This window comes from Actinomadura rupiterrae, assembly GCF_024172125.1.
Classification (GTDB): domain Bacteria; phylum Actinomycetota; class Actinomycetes; order Streptosporangiales; family Streptosporangiaceae; genus Spirillospora; species Spirillospora rupiterrae.
Genome location: NZ_JAMZEA010000003.1, coordinates 110,381 through 129,999, shown reverse-complemented (window position 1 = coordinate 129,999; position 19,619 = coordinate 110,381). Strand labels below are relative to the sequence as shown.

The following is a 19,619-nucleotide window of genomic DNA, read 5'->3' as shown; positions in this document are numbered from 1 at the left end:
CCGGTCAGGTTTGAGCCGTCGGGCCGCGGTCTCCGAGCGGAGGCCGCGGCCCTCGTCGTTTCGTGATGTGACAGGAGGGGTGGGATTTGCTCTCGCTGCCGGACTTCCCATGGGACCGGCTCGCGCCTTACAAGGAGCGCGCCGCCGCACACCCGGACGGGATCGTGGACCTCTCGGTCGGCACGCCGGTGGACCCCACCCCCGAGCCGATCCAGGACGCGCTGCGCGCCGCCGCGGACGCGCCCGGGTACCCGCAGACGTACGGGACGCCCGAGCTGCGCGAGTCCGTCGCGGGCTGGATGCGCCGCCGTCTCGGCGTCCTGGACGCGGATCCGGACGCCGTCCTGCCGGTGATCGGCACCAAGGAGCTGGTCGCCTGGCTGCCGACGCTGCTCGGCCTTGGCGCCGGTGACAAGGTCGCCTTTCCGACCCTCGCGTACCCGACCTACGACGTCGGTGCGCGGCTGGCCGGGGCCGGGTCGGTCGCGACCGACTCGCTGCTGTCGCTCGGCCCGGAGACGCCGAAGCTGGTCTGGGTGAACTCGCCGTCCAACCCGACCGGCAAGGTGCTGCCCGCCGAGCACCTGCGCAAGGTCGTCGCGTGGGCCCGCTCGCGCGGCGCGGTCGTCGCGAGCGACGAGTGCTACGTCGAGTTCGGCTGGGACGAGTCGAACCCGCCCGTCTCGATCCTGCACCCGGACGTCTGCGAGGGCTCCCACGAGGGCCTGCTCGTCCTGAACTCGCTGTCCAAGCGGTCCAACCTGGCCGGATACCGCGCGGGGTTCGTCAGCGGCGACCTGGCGCTGGTGAAGCGGCTGCTGGAGGTCCGCAAGCACGCGGGGATGATCGTCCCGGCGCCGGTGCAGGCCGCGATGCGCGCCGCGTTCGACGACGACGAGCATGTCCGCGAGCAGCGCGCCCGCTACGCCCGCCGCCGCGCCGCGCTCCGCGAGGCGTTCGAGCGGCACGGCTTCCGCATCGACCACTCCGAGGCGTCCCTCTACCTGTGGGCGACGCGGGACGAGTCCTGCTGGGACACCGTCGGCCACCTCGCCGACCTCGGCATCCTCGTCGGCCCGGGCGACTTCTACGGCCAGGCGGGCGCGAACCACGTCCGCATCGCCTTCACAGCCACCGACGACCGCGTGGGCGCCGCCACAACCCGCCTCTGAAGCCCGTCCGCCTGCGCGTGGACGCCGCACCCGCGCGGCAGGACGCCGTGCGCGCGAATGAAGGCCTGCCGCCCCTCCCGGTGGTGGGCCTTTGGCGTAGGTCACAGGGTTGCCACCTGGGGTGACGGACGCGGCTGCGCTACATTGTGGGCAGGTCAGTACGCACTTACATCGAGGAGCTCCGGCGCATGGCACGCGACATCTTCACCGAGGAGCACGAGGCCTTCCGGGACATGGTGCGCTCCTTCATCGCGAAGGAGATCGAGCCGTACCACGCCCAGTGGGAGAAGGACGAGATCGTCTCCCGCGAGGTGTGGCTCGCCGCCGGACGGCAGGGGCTGCTCGGCATCGAGATGCCCGAGGAGTTCGGCGGCGGGGGCGACTCCGACTACCGCTACTACGCCGTCCTGAACGAGGAGCTGGCGAAGGCCGGCGCGTCCGGTCCGGGCTTCTCGGTGCACAACGACGTCGTCGGCGGCTACCTGGTGCAGCTGCTGAACGACGAGCAGAAGGCGCGCTGGCTGCCCGGCTACTGCTCCGGCGAGCTGATCACCGCGATCGCGATGACCGAGCCCGCCGCCGGCTCCGACCTCCAGGGCATGAAGACGACCGCCGTCAAGGACGGCGACGACTACATCATCAACGGGCAGAAGACCTTCATCACCAACGGCATCCTGTCCGACCTGGTGATCGTCGCGGCGAAGACCGACGCGTCCGCCGGCGCGCACGGCGTCTCGCTCCTCATGGTCGAGCGCGGCATGGACGGCTTCGAGCGCGGCCGCAACCTCGACAAGATCGGCATGCACGCGCAGGACACCGCCGAGCTGTTCTTCGACAACGTCCGCGTGCCCAAGGCCAACCTCCTCGGCGAGGAGGGCATGGGCTTCATCTACCTCATGCAGAACCTCGCCCGCGAGCGCCTCTGCATCGCCGTCTCCGCCGTCGCGGGCGCCCAGTCCGCCTTCGACATGACGCTGGACTACTGCAAGAACCGCGAGGCCTTCGGACGTCCCATCGGCAAGTTCCAGCACATCCGCTTCACGCTCGCCGAGATGAAGACCGAGATCACCGTCGCGCGCGCCTTCCTCGACCAGTGCCTCGCGAAGGAGTCCCGCGGCGAGCTGGACGCCGAGGAGGCGTCCATGGCCAAGTACTGGACGACCGAGATGCTCAAGTCCGTCGTCGACCGCTGCCTCCAGCTCCACGGCGGCTACGGCTACATGAACGAGTACCCCATCGCCAAGGCCTACCAGGACGTCCGCATCCAGACCATCTTCGGCGGCACCACCGAGATCATGAAAGAGATCATCGGCCGCGGCCTCGGCATCTAGCACCCCGTCCGGACGACGGCCGCGGCCCACGGTCGCGGCCAAGCGCAGCGCGCGCGCCGCGTGGCGTCCATATCGAGTTGACCACCCTCGGCGGGTGGTGCTGGAGTCGGCGGGTGGACGACAGCACTTCCGCCAATCGGCGGTTCTGGAATCAGCTCAGCGGTGCCTACCAGGACAGGCACGACGCGCGGATCGGCGCGGCGCCGCGGCTGTGGGGGATGTACGCCATCCCGGACGACGAGCTGAACGCCCTGGGCGACGTCGCGGGCAAGCGCGTCCTCGAACTCGGCTGCGGGGCCGGGCAGTGGGCCAGGTCGCTGGCCGCCGAGGGCGCGTCGGTGGTCGGGCTCGACCTGTCCGAAGCCCAGCTCGCCGCCGCGGCCGGCGCGATGGGGACGGACCGCTACTCGCTGGTGCAGGGCGCCGCCGAACGGCTTCCGTTCGCCGACGGCGGCTTCGACCTGGTGTTCTGCGACCACGGCGGGTTGAGCTGGGCGCCGCCGGACCAGGCCGTCCCGGAAGTGGCGCGCGTCCTGCGCAGCGGCGGGCGGCTGGTCTTCAACGTGACCAGCCCGTGGTTCGAGGCCTGCTACGACGAGGAAGCCGAGCGCGTCACGACCACGTTCCAGCGCGACTACTTCGGGATGAACACCATTGCCGAGGGCGACGGCGCGATCAGCTACCAGCTCACCTACGGCGACTGGATCAGGGTCCTGCGCGGCGCGGGCCTCGTCATCGACGACCTCATCGAGCCGCGTCCCGGGGCCGGGTCGCTCAACGGCTTCAACAAGACCGACCCGCCCGACTGGGCCCACCACTGGCCGTCCGAAATGATCTGGGTGACCCACAAGCCGTAGCAGGACGAGTTGGGACGTATGGGCGGGAAACCCGTTCATGCGTCCTCAACGGAGTCAGGTGGCTATGACCTGGGAGAGTAGGGCGGCTTGGGAGGCGCCTCGGGCTGTGTAGAGGTTGAGGGCTTCGTACCAGTGGGTTTTGGCTTGCTGGGGGTTGCCGAGGGCCTGGTGGGCGTTGCCGAGGCCGTGGTGGGCTCGGGCCTGCTCGTGGCGGTCGTTGATTTCGGTGGCGAGGGTCAGGGCGGCCTGGTGGTGGGTCAGGGCGGCGGTGGGGGCGTTGGTGGCGGTCGCGGTTTCGCCTAGGCCGTTGAGGGCGAAGACCTGGGCGCCGCGTTCGCCGATGGCTTCGGACGTGGCGAGGGCCTGGCGGTAGTGGTGGCGGGCCTCGGTGTGGTGGCCGAGGTGCTCGTGGGCGTTGGCGAGCAGGCCCAGGGCGTTGCTCCGGGTGATCTGGTCGCCGGTTTCCTCGGTGAGGGCGAGGGCCCGTTCGAGGTGGTGGACGGCTTCGTCGTAGCGTCCCGCGTCGCCGTGGACGCCGCCCAGGGCGCAGGTCATGTAGCCGAGGCCGATGCGGTCGCCGAGGTCGCCCGCGATGGCGGTGGCTTGGAGGAGGTTGCCGAGGGCCTCGTCGTGGCGGCCGAGGCGCCAGAGGGCGTAGCCGAGGCCGTTGAGGGCGTGGCTCTGGGCGGTGCGGTCGCCGGTGCGGCGGGCGATGTCCAGGGCGAAGTCGAGGTGCTGGACGGCCCGGTCGTAGCAGCCCATGAAGAAGTGGACGCGTCCGAGGTCGTGCAGGGCGTGGCCTGCGCCGGCCGGGTCGTCGTCGCGGCGGGCGGCGTTCCAGGCGGCGGTGTGGAGGGCGAGGGCCTCGGTGTGGCGGGCGCGGGCGTTGAGGTAGCGGGCCAGGGCCGCGGACAGGTCGCGGACGTGGCCGGGCCATCCGTGCTCGGCGGCGTGCGCGGCGGCGGCGAGGAGGTTGGCGCGTTCGGCGTCCAGCCAGGTGAGGGCGTCGTCCGGGCCGGTGAAGGACGCGCCGGGTTCGATGGTGTCGTGCCTGCGTTCGGCGGGGGCCAGTAGGGACGCGGCGGTCGCCGTGGTGTCGCGGTAGTGGTCGAAGAGGCGCGTTAGGGCGGCGGAGTCTTCGGTGGTGGCGAAGCTCGCCGCATAGGCGCGGACGAGGTCGTGGAAGCGGTAGCGGCCCTGCTCGGGTTGCTGGAGCAGGTTGACGTCCACGAGGTCTTCGAGGAGGTCCTCCGTTTCGGGTTCGGGACGGCCGGCCAGGGCGGCTGCGGCGCGGAGGTCGATGTCCGGGCCGGGAGACAGGCCCAGCAGGCGGAACTGGCGCTGCTGCGGGCCGGTGAGGCACTGGTAGGAGAGCGAGAAGACAGCGGTGATGTCGCGGTCCTCGGCGCGCAGTTCCGCCAGCCGGACGCGGACGTCCCGGAGCCGTTCGACGAGGTGCGCGACGGTCCAGGTGGCGCGGTTCCGCAGGCGGGAGCCCGCGATCCGGATCGCGAGGGGGAGGTGGCCGCAGAGCGCGAGCAGCTCGGCCACCGCGTCCGGTTCGATGGACGGACGGGCGTCACCGACGATCCGTTCGAGCAGGGCCGTCGCGTCGGCGGGCGGCAGGACGTCCAGGGACAGGTGCTGCGCGCCGTCCACGCCGCCGAGCCGCCGCCGGCTGGTGACCAGCGCGAGGCAGCCGGGCGCTCCGGGCAGGAGCGGACGGACCTGGGCGCTGTCGGTCGCGTTGTCCAGGACGACCAGGGTGCGGGTGGCGGTGAGCGTCGACCGCCACAGCGCCGACCGGTCCGCCTCGTCCGGCGGGATCTGCTCGCCGCGCACGCCCGCCGCGCGCAACAGCCGCTCCAGCGCGTCGGACGGGCTGAGCGGCGCCTTCGCCTGGTGATGGGCTTGCAGGTCGATCAGCATCTGGCCGTCGGGGTAGCGCTCGGCGAGCCGGTGCGCCAGATGGACGGCCAGGGCGGTCTTCCCGACACCGCCCATGCCGTCGATCGCGGAGATCACCATCGCGCACGCGCCGTCCGCCTCCAGCCCGGCGATCACCCGGTTCAGCTCCTGCCGCCTGCCCGTGAAGTCGGACAGGTCGGCGGGCAGGTCGCAGCGTCCGCCCGGGGCCGGGGTCGGAGGGGGCGTGGCGAGCTCGCCGGTGAGGAGTCGCTGATGTAGTTTCCGCAGTTCAGGGCCGGGATCGGCGCCGAGTTCCTCGGCCGTGAGGAGTCTTACCCGCTCGTATGCGGCCAGCGCGTCCGCCTGCCGTCCGGATCGGTGCAGGGCGAGCATGAGCAGGGCCCACAGCGACTCCCGCAGCGGGTGCTCGACGACGAGGCCGCTCAGCTCGCCGACGACGTCCGCGTGTTCTCCGGTGGCCAGCCTGGCTACCAGGCAGTCCTCGACGACGCCCAGCCTGACCTCGGCGAGCCGCGCGGTCTCGGCATGGCCGTCGCCGTGCAGGACGACGTCCTCCAGCGGACGTCCACGCCACAACCCCAGCGCCCTGGACAGCCGCCGGACCGCTGTGCCGGGCTTGTCCTCGCGCAGGGCGCGCCGTCCCTCGCGGACGAGCGCGTCGAAGGCGAGCAGGTCGAGATCGTCCGTCCCGACCTCGATCAGGTAGCCGCCGCCCGGCCTGGTGACCAGCCGCGCGGAGCCGTCCCCCGACGCCTGGAGCAGGCGGCGTAAGGCTGACACGTGCGTCCGGAGGTTCGCCTCGGCCGACGCCGGCGGCTCGGCGCCCCAGATCAGCTCCACTAACCGATCCGCCGGGACGACCTGGTTCGCCGACAGCAGCAGGGCCGCCAGCAGCGCCCGCTGGGCGCCCGACCGCACGGGCACCACCGCCCCGGCCGAACAGATCTCCAGCGGACCGAGCACCCGGAACTCCATCGCCACCTCCCCGAGGTGCACGGATACATCGCGCGCCGCGTTCGACCGAACGCCCCGAATGTCCGAACCCGGCCGCGACACCTTCCCCGGATCGCGCCGGTCGTGCCGTCCGAGCGCGGTGTCACGTCAATATGCGCTCTCTATGCGGGGTCTGTACATCCGCCGCCGAGTCTGAGGACACAGCCGATCTCGCGGCGGCGAAGGGTCGCAGCACCGGTGCCGAACCGGTGGCCGCCTGACCGGCTCCGCGTTCCCGGGGACGCGGTTCCAGAACGGCTCGACCGAGCGAAACGGGAGGTAGCAAGTGCTGACCCAGACAGTGGCGACGGCGACCACGGAGGCGGACACCGGCGCGGAAGGCGGCCTGGTCCTGAAGGACGAGCAGGGCGCCCTGTACTTCATCCGCGACAGCTTCCTGGAGGCCCTCCGGATCAAGGGCGATGGCCTGGAGCGCATGACGGCGCTCCTGAACGGCAACGGTGGCGCCGCCGGCGGCCGGGGTTTCCAGATCGTGGACCGCGTCCAGCGGGACGAGATCGAGGGCATCGTGCCGCAGAACCCGGAGGAGATGGGCGAGTTCCAGTCGCTCGTCCTCCCGCCGGTCACCGTGATGTGCCCCTGGTTCTGCTGATCTGACGAACCGAAGACCGGAGCGGGGCCGTCCGTGCGCTTGGGAGACCGCGCGGTCGGCTCCGCTCTTCCTCGAAGGGTGCCGCGCTCCGCCCGGCGGCGGGGGCGGCGCCGAGGACGGAAGGGGAAGGCAAGTGACGGGAACGTACACCGGCGGCCGGATCATCAACGACGCTGACAGTCACCTCATGGAGACTCCGGACTGGCTGATCCGATACGCCGACACCGCGATCCGCGACAGGTTGCGGCCGCTCGACCTGCACGGCCTGGAGCCGCTGGCCGAAGCCGCCGTCGCCGCGGACACCCCGGAGGGGACGAGTTCGGGCAAGGCGGTGATGGCGGAGAAGAACTGGCGCGCGCGGGGCGCCTTCCGGCCGGACGAGCGCGCCGCGGCCCTCGACGTGCTGGGTTTCCGGTCCCAGCTGGTGTTCTCCACCTACAGCCATGTCGCGCTGATCGACTGCCCCGGCGTGCCGGGCGGCATCGACTTCGACCCGGACGTCCTGTACGGCGCGGTCCGGGCGCACAACCGGGGAATGGTGGATTTCTGCCGCGATCCGCGCCTTCTGCCTGTCGGTTGGGTCGCACTTGACGATCCGGAGCGTGCCATCGAGGCGTGCGCGGAGGCGCTCGCGATGGGTTGCGCCGCGATCGAGGTCCCGACCTATCCGGTCGGACCGTTCAGCCTCACCCATCCGGCACTGCATCCTGTCTACCGGATGCTGGAGGAGGCCGGGCGTCCGCTGGTGTTCCATGTCGGGGGCGGCGGGCCGCTCGTCCATCGTGTGTATGCCGACAACGGGCTCGCCGACCGGGACGGATCGACCGGCCATGACACGACGCTCGCCGAGCTGACCCTGATCGGCATGCCGGCGCCGGTGCAGATGGCGGTCGCCGCGCTGATCTTCGACGGGGTCTTCGAGCGGTTCCCCGGCCTCCGCTGCGGGATCATCGAGCAGGGCGCGACGTGGGCGCCCGGGTTCCAGCGGTGGCTCGACCTCGCGCCGTCCTTCGCCCCGCACAGCCACGGCGAGCGCCTGTCGATGGCGCCCGGCGAGTACTTCCGGCGGCAGGTGAAGCTGACGCCCTTCCCGTTCGAGGACGTCGGCCGGCTGATCGGGGAACTCGGCCCGGACGCGCTGATGTTCGGCAGCGACTACCCGCACGACGAGGGCGGGGACGATCCCCTCGGACGCGTCGAGGCGTCCCTCACCGGCCGGAGCGAGGACGAGCGCGACCGCTTCTACCGCCGCAACTTCGAAGTGCTGATGGGCCGGCCGGTGCCCTGCTCCCTCGCGGGGACGCCCCGTCCACCTGACTCGGCGGTCGCGCGCACCACGACGACTCTCTCGAAGACCACAGAAGGGGACGCCGCTGTCGCGGACGCCGCAGGAGAGGACGCGCTTGTCGGGCGCAGCGCAGAAGAGGGCGCGCTTGTCGGGCGCAGCGCAGAAGAGGGCGCGCTCGTCGGGCGCACCGAGGAAGAGGACGCGGCGGTTGCGCGGACTGGCGAGACGTTGGCCGTCCTGCAGAAGAAGGCGCTGTTCCGCCTGCTCGCGCGGGACGTCGCCGAGCGCGCCGGCGTCGCCGTGAGCCGGGAGGAGATCACCGAGGAGCTGCACGGGTTCGTCCGGCAGACCGGGCTCGGCTCGCTGGAGGAGACGCTGACCTGGATGCGGCACGAGGGCGTCACCGACGAGACGTTCCGGCGGTTCCTTGAGGACGCCCGGCTGCTCGGCCGACTCGCGGAGATCCACGCGGAACGCCTTGGCGAGGAGACCGCGACGCAGCTGCGCATCTCGACCGCCCGCACGTGGACGGCCGACAAGCCCCATGGCGAGAGCGATCCGGCGCATCGGAAAGGCGACCCGGCTCATGCAGACCATTGATCCGTACGTCGCGCTCGCCGTCGGCTACGACGACAGGACGCGCTTCGGCAGTCCCGTCACGATGCGTCCGAGCGAGTCGGTCCGCAAGGTGTTCAGGCCGGTGATCGAGCACGCGCGGGAGCACGGCTTGGACGCGGTCGTCGAAGCCGGCCCGCTGCTGCTGCGCGAGGTGGTCGGGAGCCGCGAGTTCGCCGGTATCGCCAGTCGCGCGGGACGGGAATGGCGCCTCAACAATGATGTGCTGTATCCGGACCCGCGGTTGGCGCGTCCTCGCTTGCTGTCGTTCGAGCACCGGAAGTCCGGCCGACGCCTCCGGACGACCGTGGATCCGGAGGCCTGGCCCGAGGTTCATGCGCTGGTCGCGACGCTGGCCGGTCAGGCGGGCGGCCTGGCGGGCTTCGGACCGAACGGACGCGCCGCGCCAGGCGGCCGGGCGCGCGGCCTGCTCGATGCCCTGGTGAACGCGGGCATGGTCGTCACCGGCTCGGACGACGGATGCCCCAAGGCCGCCCGCGCCCTCGACCGGTCGCAGGTCACCTTCGTCGGGCACAACACCGTCGTGATCCGCTCGGGGGCGGCGCGGCTGGTCATCGACCCGTTCCAGTTCTCCCGGAGCCCGGAGTACCCCGACGCGTACCAGCCGCTCGCGCTGTCGGCGTTCGGACGGCTCGACACCGTCCTGATCACCCACTCGCATCCGGACCACTTCGACGCGGCGTCCCTGCTGCGGCTGCCGCCGGACACCCCGGTGATCGTCCCCAACTCGGGCCCGGAGACGCTGCTCTGCGCCGACATGTCCGCGCGGCTCCGCGAACTGGGCTTCACCAACGTGACGACGCTGAACTGGTGGTCGTCCATCCAGATCGGTGACGCGCGGGTGCACGCGCTGCCGTTCTACGGCGAGCAGCCGACCGACGAGACGACGCTGCATCCGGAGATCCGCAACCGCGGCAACACCTACATCGTCGAGACGGCCGACTTCAGCGCCGCGTTCGTTTCGGACAGCGGGCGGGACGCCTTTGGGGATGTCCGATCTGTCGCGTCCCGTTGGCATGCCGAGCACGGCCCGGTCGACCTGGTGTTCAGCGGGTACCGCGGGTGGATCACCTATCCCGTCCAGCTGCTGTTCTCGTCGGTGGGCAGCTACCTGCCGTTCGTCCCGCCGGACCTGTGGGCCGCGCGGTGCCGCCTGATGAACGGCCCGGACGAGGCGATCGACCTGGCCGAACGCTTCGGCGCCCATTACCTGATCCCGTACGGCGACGGCGGAGCGCCCTGGTACTGGTCCGCCGGCCTCGGGCCGCGCCTGGACGGGACGGGCACCGAGGATGTCGACTTCGACCCGTTCCCTGAGCGCGTGGTGGACGCGGCGTCGCGCCGGATCCGGCTGCCCGGCGGGCTCGACGGACGCTCGCCCGTCCGGGTCGTCGTCCTGCGTCCGGGGGACTCGCTGGCCGGGCTCCCGGCGTCCTTCGAGACCGTCCGCGCGCCGGGCCACGAGTGGCCGTTCGGCTGACGGGACGCGAAATGGAACCCACGAACCCCGCCCCGGACGAACCGGACCCGGTGGCCGCCGCCATCGAGGTCTTCCCCGACGCGGTGCTTCGTTGCGCGGCTCTTCCGGCACACGCTCTCGATCCCTTCCACGCTCCGGCGCTGGCCGCGGCCGCGCGCTTGGTCGGCGCCGTACGAAACCGGATCATCGCGCGGCGCCCGCGGCTGGACGCGCTCCTGCACGCGGCGGTTCCGGCGACAGCGGACCGCCGGGCCCGCCATCTGCTGCTCGGCGTGAAGCGCCAGATCCACAGGGACACCGAACCGATCGGCAACCTCGATGAGGTGCTCCGGTCGGTCGATCGCGAGCTTGCGGAGGCGCTCCTCGGTGAACAGCGATCCCGGCTGAGGCTCGCGGAACTGCGCGCCGCGTTCGCGGCCGAACACGCCGCCGCCCTGCGACGGCACCGCCTCCTCCTGCGCTGTATCGGAGCCGGCGAACGCTTCCGGAAGGCGCTCCTGCTGGCCAGCCCCGACCTTTCGGCGAGCTGGGAAGCCGAACTGCGGACCGAGGCGGCCACCGGACGCACAACCACCCGATCGACCGTCCGGACCGAAGGCGTGACCACGCGATCGTCTGTCCGCACCGGAAGCGCGAGCACCCGATCGGCGGTCCGGACCGAACGCATGGAACGCGGCGTGTTCGCCTACCTCGTCCGTGCGGCGACCCGTCCCACGCCGCACGGCCTGTGGGCGGGCGTCGTCCCGGTAGCCATGGACGAATCGGGACGGTCGGGGCGGCTCGTCCTCCACCCCGCCGAGCCCCGCTATGCGGTCGCCCCTGACCTGACCGTCTTCCGGACGATCCTGGACGCCCTCACGCGAGAGCCCAGGTATCGCGGGAAGGCGCCCGTCCGGCTACCACCAGCGGAAACCGATCCCTGGGCCGCACTCGCGAAGGTAGGCGACGACCTCCTGCACGACGACCGGGAACGCTGGACGGCGACCGTGATGCGACTGCGCGCGTCCTGCCGTGATCTGGCCGAACGCCTTGAGCGGACAGGAGTGGACGAACTCCGCCGATGCCTGACGGCCATCGGGGAGGAGATCCGCGCGTTCGCCGGTCGAGCGGGCATCGAGGACGGCGTCCCGCGATGGCCGATACGCGTCGACTACCGTCCGGGGCTCGCGGCGACCTGGGACCCCACATTCCGGGAAACGGTCAGACGCGCCGTTGCCGAAACGCTGGCCTACTACGAGGAGGACCAGGGCCCGGAGCTGCTCCGAAGGTCGTCCATGCGACTCCTGCTCGGCGACGAGACGGAAATCCCGCTCGACCACATCGTCCGGAACGCGGGCGCTGCGTACCGCGTGATGACCGGCATGGGACGGCCGACCGGCGCGGCGGCACGCATCCACTCGGACCTCCGCATTCACAGGGACGCGCCCGCGCGCCGCTGGCGCGACCGGTTGCGCACGTCGCCCCTGTCGTACATCCCGTACCGGATACCGGCGGAAGAACTGCCTTCCGACCCGATCGCCGGTCCCGGCGGAGCCGTCGTGCTGGCCGTGGCCGGTTCCGGCGCCCTGCGCGTCGAATGGGGGAGGCCGCAACCCCTGGCACTGTCCGCCCGTTTCGAGCCACTGCTGAGCGAGCCGGATGCGTCCTCCCCCCTCGCCGTCGCCGTCCGGAATTGGTATGCGTCCTGGCCGCCGCGAACGGCACAGGCGATGGAGGTCGCGGCCGCCGACCCGCCCAGCCTCAACGTAGCGACCCGTCCCACCGTGACCGAACGGCGGCTCATCTCAACGGACGACACGACGAAGACGGTGGTCCGGACGGAATCCCTACGTCCCTGGCTCGAAGACCCGGGGCGAGGCGACGCGCTCGTCCCGGTCTGCAACTCGGCAGCGGGCGTCGGCGGATGGGACCTGCGCGGCTTCGTCCTGCACCGGCTCGCGCTCGGCCACGGCTGGGAGTTCATCTGCCGCCGCCTGCTGCCCCGGCCGGCGCCGGGCACCCGCATCCCGAGGATCGAACTGCCCTCGTCCGCCGCGCTGTCGCCCGCCCGCTGGACCTTGGGCGAGCGGGACCTGAACGAGATCCTCGACCTGGACGAGGCGGATCGCTACCTGGCCTGGCGCGCCCGCGCAGAGGACCTCGGCCTCCCGGACGCGGTGTGGACGGTCATCGAGGACGATCCGGAAGCCGCGCCGCTGTTCTTCATGACGACCGGCCCGTTCGCGGTCGCGGCGATGCTGCACAGGCTGGAGGAACAGCCGCGTCCCGTGGAGTTCTTCGAGGCCCACGGCGCCGCGCAGCCCTGGATCGAATGCCCCGACACCGGCCACCGGTACGCCTGCGAACTAGCGGTGACCTGGCACGACACCCGCTACTGGAAAAAGGTGCGCAAGCCATGAGGGACGTCACCGAGCTACACGAACCAGTGGACGAAGGCGCCCCCTGGCTCGAAGTGCGCCTACTCATAGGCACCGACCCCACCACCAGAGGCCCGCGAATCCCGTGGGCACGACTCGCGGAAGCCTTCGAGCGCTGGCGCGCCGAAGGCCGCTTCGAACAGAGCTTCTTCGTCCGCAAATACCCGGGCCTGCGCCTGCGCTTCCAAGGCCCAGACCTAGCCGACCGCCTAACCCCGGACCTGACCGCCTGGATCGAGAACGAGACCAAGCATGGCAAACTCGTAGGACACCGGTTCGCCGTCTACGAACCAGAACAACACCGCTTCGGCGGCCAAGCCGGAATGGCCCTCGCCCACCGCCACTGGGACCAGGACACCCAACTCGCCCTCCGCTACGAGGCGACGCAGGAAGCCACTGTCGCCGCGTCCGTCCTTTGGGCAGCGATGGTCAACCACCTGCTCATGCTCTGCCTGGAGGATTCGGCCGAGGTCTGGGACGTCTGGAAACGCCTCGACGCCCTCATCGCACCCGTAGCCCCAGACGACTCGGAAGGCATCGACCCCAAGCTCGCACAAGGCATCTACAGTCTCTCGCCAGCCCTGACCGGACAGCTCGCCCCCGCCGAGATACGCCTCCTACGCCAAGCAATCAACGCCAACGAACAAACCGCGCGCGAGCTAACCCCACTCGCCTTCGAGGGCGCACTCACAGTCGGAAAGCGCTCCTGGCTGACCGCCAACGCAACGTTCCAATGCAACCGCTGGGGCCTCGGCCTCCGCCCCAAGGAGCTTAGGAGCGTCACCAGCGCGATGACCCGCCTACTCCAACCAGACCTCCAAGGAGCGTCTAGGTGTGGCGAAGCTCCGTGAGAAAGGCGGCCCATTCGACCCGAGTGAAGTCGAGGATGGCGCCTCGTCCTTTGGCTTTGGTGTCGCGTACGCCGACTGTGCCTGTCGTGGAGCGAGCCGCCTCGACGCAGTTCTCACCGGGTTCGCTGCGCGTGGCCTTGCGCCAGCCGTAGTACTTCGTGGTCATGTGGTCGATCCTGCCGTATCGCCGATCTCATCGGCGAGCGAACTGAGGAAGCCCAGGCTGCTCACTTCCGATAGTGCCGCGCTGCGTACGTGCTCGTACAGTTTCAGGGCATGGGCGGTCTCCGACGGAAGCGTGGAGATGAGGTCGGTGGTGACGGTGGGCTCCACCAGCACGGTCGGGTCCTCGGGGTCTTGGAACGTGTAGATGGACATGGGTGCGCGGGGCATCAGGCCGGCGATGGGCTCGGTGCGTAGCGGGAGGATGCGCAGCGAGACGCGAGGGTGGGATTCCACCAGCGTGACCATGTGATGCAGCTGGGGGACGTACACCTCGGCGGACGAGTGGTAACGGCGTAGGCCCACTTCATCGAGGATGGCTTCGAAGTGGGGGCCGTCCGGGCGCAGTACGGTCTCCTGCCGCTGAAGGCGAGCCTTGATCATGCGCTCCGGTACGAATTTGATCGGGCCGCCCCCACGACTCCGGTCGACGAGCTCGCGCATGTACTCCTCGGTCTGGAGGATGCCGGGAAGGATGCCGGGCTGGTACTCGCGGATGGATTCCGCGCCTGATTCGAGGTCGGCGTAGATGCGCTGGCGGTCGCCCATGGTGTCGCCGTACTTGTCCCACCAGCCCTTCCGGGCGGCGTCGGTGGCGAGTTCCATGTAGTGGCGCCACTCCTTGTCGGGGATTTCGAGGGCGCGGAGGATGTTCATGACGTCGGCCAGGTCGGGGCGGCCGTGCGCGTTCTCCAGTTTGGAGATCTTGACGCGGGACTGGTGGATGCGGGCGGCGAGGTCGTCGGCGGTCAGGCCATGGGACTCGCGGAGGTCGCGGAGTTCGATGGCCAGTCGACGGCGACGCACATAGGGGCTGCTCACGCGCGTTCTCCCTTGAACGAACCGGCCGGGGGGTCAAGTTCGGCCACGTGATCGGTCAGACCTGATCAGCACGATAGGCGACGAATCGTGACGCACGGTGGTCATTCTCGTTCTTGCCTGGGCTTTTTGCGGACGGTCGTGTCCCGCGCGGGAACGTTCGTGTGGGGAACGTTCCGGTGCTGAACGTGCGGGGCGGTTGCGGTCGCCTGGCGCAGTGTAGGAATCGGCCGGAGAGGCGGACAGGGAGGTCGAAACCGAGACTCGGGGCGTTCAGCGCAGTGGACTGGATTGCGACCACGCCGGGTTACCGGTTGAACCTCGCTCGTGTCCACGGAGTAGGCCGATGCTGCTCGCGATACCCCAGTCCCGTCCGTCCAGCGCGCAGATGTACTGGCAGCGTGCTTTTCCCGGTCGTCCCGACCAGGCCAGGCAGGCGCGTTCTTTTCTGCGGGCGTTGCTTCCCGCTCACCCTTCGCTGGACGACATGCTTCTCGTCGTCGATGAACTGGCCGCCAACGCCGTCCAGCACACGCGGTCCGGCGAGGACGGCGGCGTGTTCGAGGTCGGCGTGCTGGTCGAGGCGGAGCGCGTCGTCGTCTCGGTGACCGACCAGGGCGGGCCCAAGGTTCCGGCGGACGGGGCGTCCGACGAGCTGGCCGAATCCGGTCGGGGGCTCATCCTCGTCGCGGCGCTCGCCGATCGGTGTCGCTGGTCCGGCACCGACCGGTCCCGCACCGTCACCGCCGCTTTCCCCGCAAGCTGACCAGTCCGGGCCGCCCCGGGCGATAATCCGGCGGGCGCGACGGTGATCACGCGACCCATGTGTCAGCGATCTTGCGACCAGCGTGTCAGGTCAGTAGCGACCAGCGTGTCAGCGACCTCGCGACCAATGGGACGGCCAGTGGGACGGCTTGGGGGGCTCGCCGATCCGACCGGGTTCGTCGCCGGCGCGGACCGGATGGCGATCGATGAGAACCAGTGCGTCCCGGAGCTGCTTCTGGCGATCAAGGAAGAGGTCGACGCGGACCCGCGTCCGGACCGCACCAAGGACAAGGGCGAGGTGGACGCGGTGCTGGAGAACGGCGGGGGCAGGTCGTCGGCATCGAGGTCAGGGCCGCTTCGACGGTGAGGCCCGACGACCTGGAGTGACTCCGCGGGGCGGGCCGGGCGAAACCGGATCGGCGACCGGCGCGTCCAACCCGAGTTCGGGTGGGTTGTCAGACGAGGAGTCAGTATGGGGCTGTTCGGGCGGTTCATTGCGGACGGGTTGCTGCGGGGTTCCGTGCGATGAGCGCGGTTTGTGAGGAGTGCGGGTCCGCTACGGAGTATGCGCCGGGGACGTCCGTTCTGCGTTGCCCGACCTGCGGCGTCGAAGAAGAACTTCCCGAAGCGGATCGTTTGGTTGTGGAGCATCCTATTGCGGAGCTGACGGGTGGGCCGCGCGTGCCGGCGCGGACGTTCGCCGGGCAGCGGTACGCGTGCCGGAGCTGCGGGGCCCAGCTTCAGGGGGACGCCGTCTCGCAGAGTTGCCAGTTCTGCACCGCGCCGCTCGTGGTGGAGAACGGCGTCGACCACCAGGTCGCGCCCGAGGCCGTCCTGCCGTTCAGGCTCGACCGCGCGGCGGCCACGGACGCGCTGACCGAATGGACGGGATCCCGCTGGTTCGCACCCAACCGCCTCAAAAGGATCACCGAGGCGGAGACCATGGCGAGCACCTACCTGCCGCACTGGACGTTCGACGCCTGCACGGTCACGCGCTACCGGGGCAAGCGCGGCGACCACTACTACGACACCGAGTACTACACCGAGACCGTGAACGGGAAGTCCGAGCAGCGGTCCCGGCAGGTCCGCAAGACGCGGTGGCGGCGGGTCAGCGGGACGGTCGCGCGGAACTTCGACGACGTCCTCGTCCCGGGGACGCGCCGGATGGACGAGAAGACGCTCAGCAAACTCGGCCGCTGGCCGCTCGATGAAGTGGTGCCGTTCCAGGCCGGATACATCGCCGGACACGAGTCGCTGCGCTACGACGTCGAGCCCGAGACCGGCCTTGATCTCGCGAAGCAGCGGATGGGCAAGGTCATCCACCGGGCCTGCGTCGACGACATCGGCGGCAACGAGCAGCGCCTCGAACACATCGAGATCAGCTACGCGGACGTGACGTACAAGCTGGTGCTGCTGCCCGTGTGGATCGGGTCGTACATGTACGGCGGGAAGCCCTGGAACCTCGTGGTGAACGGCGTCACGGGCGTGGTGCACGGGAGCCGCCCGTACAGCGCCGCCAAGATCGCTTCGCTGGTCCTGGGAGTGCTGCTCGCGGTCGCGGCCCTCGTCGGCGCGTACAAGCTCGGCTATATCGGCTGACTCAGATGAGGCGGCCGACTCCGCCCAGGTAGGACGGGACGGTGAAGTCCGGCTCGGTGTCGCCGTTCCGCCAGTTCTGGACGGGCACGATGCCGGGTTCGAGCAGCTCGGTGCCGGCGAAGAACGAGGTGATGGCCTTGCTGCCGCGGATCGTGAACGACCCGGAGCGGGTGCGGGTGTAGACGTCGCTGACGGTGTCGAACACCTCGTCCGGCTGCTCGCCGGGGAACGGGTGCGAGATCACCAGGTGGCTGCCGGACGCCAGCCGGCCGCGGACGGTCTCCAGGATGGCCGCGATCTCCGCGTCGTCCGGGATGAACTGGAGGATCGCGCAGAACACGACCGCGACGGGCTGCCCGAAGTCGATGTGCCGGGTGACCTCGGGGTCGTCCAGGATCGCGGCCGGGTCGTGCAGGTCGCCCTCGATGACGCGCGTGCGCGGGTTGTCGGCGAGCAACGCGCGCGCGTGCACGAGGACGATCGGATCGTTGTCCACGTACACGATGCGGGCGTCGGGTGCGGCGCGCAGCGCGACCTGGTGCACGTTCTCCTGCGTCGGCAGGCCCGCGCCGATGTCGATGAACTGCCGGACGCCCGCCTCGGCGAGGGCCCGGACCGTCCGGCCGAGGAACGCGCGGTTGTCCCGGACCGCCACCCTGATGTCGGTGCCGGTCCGGATGCTGGCCTCGATCACCGCGGCCGCCGCCTCCCGGTCGGACGCGTAGTTGTCCTTGCCGCCGAGGTAGTGGTCGTACATCCGGGCCACGCTGGGCACCGAGGGGTCGATACCGGGCGGCACCGGCCGAATCTCGTTCATGCGCCCAGACAACCACACCCGCCGCGATCTTCGCGATCTTTCATCAGGACGGTTCCAAGACGTCTGCGATGCGCTGGTCACGATGGCTGCGATGCGCCGCTCACGAAGCCTGCGTTGCGCCTCGGCGGGTGATGCGGACGGCGAAGGCGGTCAGGGCGGCGGCCAGGGGGAGTTCCAGGAATGCGGCCATTGAGAGGGCCGCTGGGAGGTAGCCGGAACGGGCCGTCATGATGTCGAACCAGGCGTCCGCGACCATCAGCGTCGCGAGCGCGGACAGCGCCATCGGCGCGAGCGCGTCGCGCCGCCGGACGAGCACCGCCGCGATCGCCATCGCGACGACCTCGATCGCGTCGAATCCGCACCACAGCAGCGCCCAGTTCACCGGGCGCGGCTCGGCGGGCGGGATGGAGAAGGCCATGCCGACCGTCCAGACCACGAGGACGGCGGCGCCGATCGCGAGCGCCCCGGCGAGCAGGCGTTCGGAGGCGGGGACCCGGCCGACGCGATGGCGCGGTCGCGGACGCGGGACGTTCGTCGTCGTCATGCGTCCAGCTTCGGGCGCGGCGAGCGGAACGCGCCTCCGGCGTCCGGGCCGTCCGTGCGGCCAGTCGTACGACCGCGTTTCCTCCTTCGGGAGGATTCAGCCGCACGACCAGGATCAGGTGAAGCGGGCGTCAGTGGCACAGGGTCAGGCGAACTTCGCGTCGACCTGGGCTTGGGTGAGGGCGAAGTCGGCGAGGGTGTAGTGGTGGGACGGGCGGGCGCGGCCCTCGTTCGACGCGGTGTGGAGGTTCTTCATTGCGGCGCGCGCATCGTCGGTGAGGGGCAGGCCGAAACGCGTGTAGATCGCCTCGACCGTGCCGAGCGGGTCGCGGACGAAGTCCTCGTACTGGACGTCGAAGAAGCGGGACGGGGCGTGCCGGGTGCGTTCGAGGCGGAAGGCGTCCAGGCCGCGTGACCACAGGTCCAGCTGGTCGCGGCCGATCACCTCGCCGCGGAACAGCTCGGACCAGCCGTCGGTCGCGTGCGCGGCGAGGCTGCACATCGACGCCATCGCCGTGCGCGGGTCGCGGTGCGTCTGGACGACCAGCGCGTCCGGGTACACCTCGAACAGCGCGTCCAGCGCGAACAGGTGGCTCGGATTCTTCAGCACCCAGCGGCGTCCCGGGTCGTTCAGGCCGATGAGCTGGAGCAGGCGGCGGTGGCGGCGGTACGCGGGCGTCCAGTCCTGCCCGGCGAGCCACGCGGAGTAGGACGGCAGGTGCGCCAGGCACTCGAACGAGATCGACCGCATCGACTGGCGCAGCAGTTGCCAGCACTCCTCGACCATGTCCGCCGACATGTAGTGGACGCCCATGAACTCCGGATGCTCGACGTGGTGCCGCTCGTAGCTCGCCTGGACGGCCTGGAAGACCGGATCGTCCGCCCACGTGGCGCGTGGCGGGCGCGGCTGCGGGACCTCGGTCAGCCACAGTTCGAGGCCCTGATGGGACGGGTCGGCGGTGAGCAGCCGGTGCAGCGCGGTCGTCCCGGTGCGGGGGAGGCCGGTGACGAAGATCGGGCGCTCGATCGGCACGGAGGTGTAGGCGGGGTTCCGTTTCCAGGCGTCCTCGGCGAACAGGCGCGCGGTCAATGCACCGCGAAGGAACGCGCGCTGCACTTTGCTGCCGAGCGGGGTGAGGCGCGCCTCCTCGCGGTAGGACGCGAGAAGCGTTTCGAGACCGTCGGTGTAGTCGTCCTCGCCGAAATCGGTGAGGCCGGTCATGCGCGTAGCCGAAGCGTGCAGATCCTCGACCGTGCCTACGGTGGTCGTCCCGCCGTCCATAGGGC

At 70.6% G+C, this 19,619-nt stretch carries 17 protein-coding genes; 11 read left to right on the top strand and 6 right to left on the bottom strand.

Features of this window, described 5'->3' with window-relative positions; genetic code table 11:
• Positions 1 to 86: 86 nt before the first annotated feature.
• The 3 genes from dapC to FHU30_RS09460 all read left to right on the top strand — a co-directional run bounded on the left by dapC (position 87) and on the right by FHU30_RS09460 (position 3,360).
• Complete coding sequence (gene dapC, locus FHU30_RS09470) at positions 87 to 1,172, top strand: succinyldiaminopimelate transaminase (RefSeq protein WP_253874152.1); 1,086 nt, start codon at positions 87 to 89, stop codon at positions 1,170 to 1,172.
• Positions 1,173 to 1,360: 188 nt separating this feature from the next.
• A complete protein-coding gene (locus tag FHU30_RS09465) occupies positions 1,361 to 2,503 on the top strand; it encodes an acyl-CoA dehydrogenase family protein (RefSeq protein WP_253874150.1) in 1,143 nt (380 codons plus the stop codon).
• A 113-nt stretch (positions 2,504 to 2,616) separates the two neighbouring features.
• Complete coding sequence (locus FHU30_RS09460) at positions 2,617 to 3,360, top strand: class I SAM-dependent methyltransferase (protein ID WP_253874148.1); 744 nt, start codon at positions 2,617 to 2,619, stop codon at positions 3,358 to 3,360.
• A 54-nt stretch (positions 3,361 to 3,414) separates the two neighbouring features.
• Here the strand turns inward: FHU30_RS09460 and FHU30_RS09455 are convergent, their stop codons facing one another.
• On the bottom strand, positions 3,415 to 6,264 hold the full coding sequence (locus FHU30_RS09455; protein WP_253874146.1) for an AfsR/SARP family transcriptional regulator: 2,850 nt from the start codon (positions 6,262 to 6,264) through the stop codon (positions 3,415 to 3,417).
• 304 nt (positions 6,265 to 6,568) lie between these two features.
• Between FHU30_RS09455 and FHU30_RS09450 the strand changes: the two genes are divergently transcribed.
• From FHU30_RS09450 to FHU30_RS09430, 5 genes are all read left to right on the top strand, one after another.
• Positions 6,569 to 6,895 carry a hypothetical protein gene (locus FHU30_RS09450; protein WP_253874144.1) on the top strand — a complete coding sequence of 109 codons (327 nt, stop codon included), beginning with the start codon at positions 6,569 to 6,571 and terminating at the stop codon, positions 6,893 to 6,895.
• A gap of 133 nt (positions 6,896 to 7,028) precedes the next feature.
• Positions 7,029 to 8,783: an amidohydrolase family protein gene (locus tag FHU30_RS09445; protein ID WP_253874142.1), complete on the top strand. Its 1,755-nt coding sequence runs from the start codon at positions 7,029 to 7,031 to the stop codon at positions 8,781 to 8,783.
• A complete protein-coding gene (locus tag FHU30_RS09440) occupies positions 8,770 to 10,299 on the top strand; it encodes an MBL fold metallo-hydrolase (RefSeq protein ID WP_253874140.1) in 1,530 nt (509 codons plus the stop codon). Before FHU30_RS09445 ends, FHU30_RS09440 begins: the two co-directional genes overlap by 14 nt.
• An 11-nt stretch (positions 10,300 to 10,310) precedes the next feature.
• Entirely contained in the window at positions 10,311 to 12,698 is a 2,388-nt protein-coding gene (locus tag FHU30_RS09435) for a lantibiotic dehydratase (protein WP_253874138.1), read from the top strand.
• The gene (locus tag FHU30_RS09430; protein WP_253874136.1) at positions 12,695 to 13,567 is read left to right on the top strand and encodes a thiopeptide-type bacteriocin biosynthesis protein; all 873 of its coding nucleotides are present in this window, start codon (positions 12,695 to 12,697) and stop codon (positions 13,565 to 13,567) included. The genes FHU30_RS09435 and FHU30_RS09430 overlap by 4 nt, the downstream gene beginning before the upstream one ends.
• Here FHU30_RS09430 and FHU30_RS09425 read toward each other — a convergent pair.
• Complete coding sequence (locus FHU30_RS09425) at positions 13,545 to 13,733, bottom strand: DUF397 domain-containing protein (protein WP_253874134.1); 189 nt, start codon at positions 13,731 to 13,733, stop codon at positions 13,545 to 13,547. The two genes, FHU30_RS09430 and FHU30_RS09425, sit on opposite strands and share 23 nt — an antisense overlap.
• Positions 13,730 to 14,611, bottom strand: coding sequence for a helix-turn-helix domain-containing protein (locus FHU30_RS09420; protein ID WP_253874132.1), 882 nt, complete (start codon positions 14,609 to 14,611; stop codon positions 13,730 to 13,732). Before FHU30_RS09420 ends, FHU30_RS09425 begins: the two co-directional genes overlap by 4 nt.
• Before the next feature lie 343 nt (positions 14,612 to 14,954).
• Between FHU30_RS09420 and FHU30_RS09415 the strand changes: the two genes are divergently transcribed.
• The 3 genes from FHU30_RS09415 to FHU30_RS09405 all read left to right on the top strand — a co-directional run bounded on the left by FHU30_RS09415 (position 14,955) and on the right by FHU30_RS09405 (position 16,972).
• Positions 14,955 to 15,374: an ATP-binding protein gene (locus FHU30_RS09415; protein ID WP_253874130.1), complete on the top strand. Its 420-nt coding sequence runs from the start codon at positions 14,955 to 14,957 to the stop codon at positions 15,372 to 15,374.
• A 138-nt stretch (positions 15,375 to 15,512) separates the two neighbouring features.
• Positions 15,513 to 15,740, top strand: coding sequence for a hypothetical protein (locus FHU30_RS09410; RefSeq protein ID WP_253874128.1), 228 nt, complete (start codon positions 15,513 to 15,515; stop codon positions 15,738 to 15,740).
• Positions 15,741 to 16,015: 275 nt separating this feature from the next.
• The gene (locus FHU30_RS09405; RefSeq protein ID WP_253874126.1) at positions 16,016 to 16,972 is read left to right on the top strand and encodes a hypothetical protein; all 957 of its coding nucleotides are present in this window, start codon (positions 16,016 to 16,018) and stop codon (positions 16,970 to 16,972) included.
• A 1-nt stretch (position 16,973) separates the two neighbouring features.
• Here FHU30_RS09405 and FHU30_RS09400 read toward each other — a convergent pair whose 3' ends face one another.
• The 3 genes from FHU30_RS09400 to FHU30_RS09390 form a co-directional block, all read right to left on the bottom strand.
• The gene (locus tag FHU30_RS09400) at positions 16,974 to 17,789 is read right to left on the bottom strand and encodes an SAM-dependent methyltransferase (protein WP_253874124.1); all 816 of its coding nucleotides are present in this window, start codon (positions 17,787 to 17,789) and stop codon (positions 16,974 to 16,976) included.
• A 100-nt stretch (positions 17,790 to 17,889) separates the two neighbouring features.
• The gene (locus FHU30_RS09395; RefSeq protein WP_253874122.1) at positions 17,890 to 18,333 is read right to left on the bottom strand and encodes a hypothetical protein; all 444 of its coding nucleotides are present in this window, start codon (positions 18,331 to 18,333) and stop codon (positions 17,890 to 17,892) included.
• Between the two features lie 144 nt (positions 18,334 to 18,477).
• The gene (locus FHU30_RS09390; RefSeq protein WP_253874120.1) at positions 18,478 to 19,614 is read right to left on the bottom strand and encodes a sulfotransferase family protein; all 1,137 of its coding nucleotides are present in this window, start codon (positions 19,612 to 19,614) and stop codon (positions 18,478 to 18,480) included.
• Positions 19,615 to 19,619: the final 5 nt, after the last annotated feature.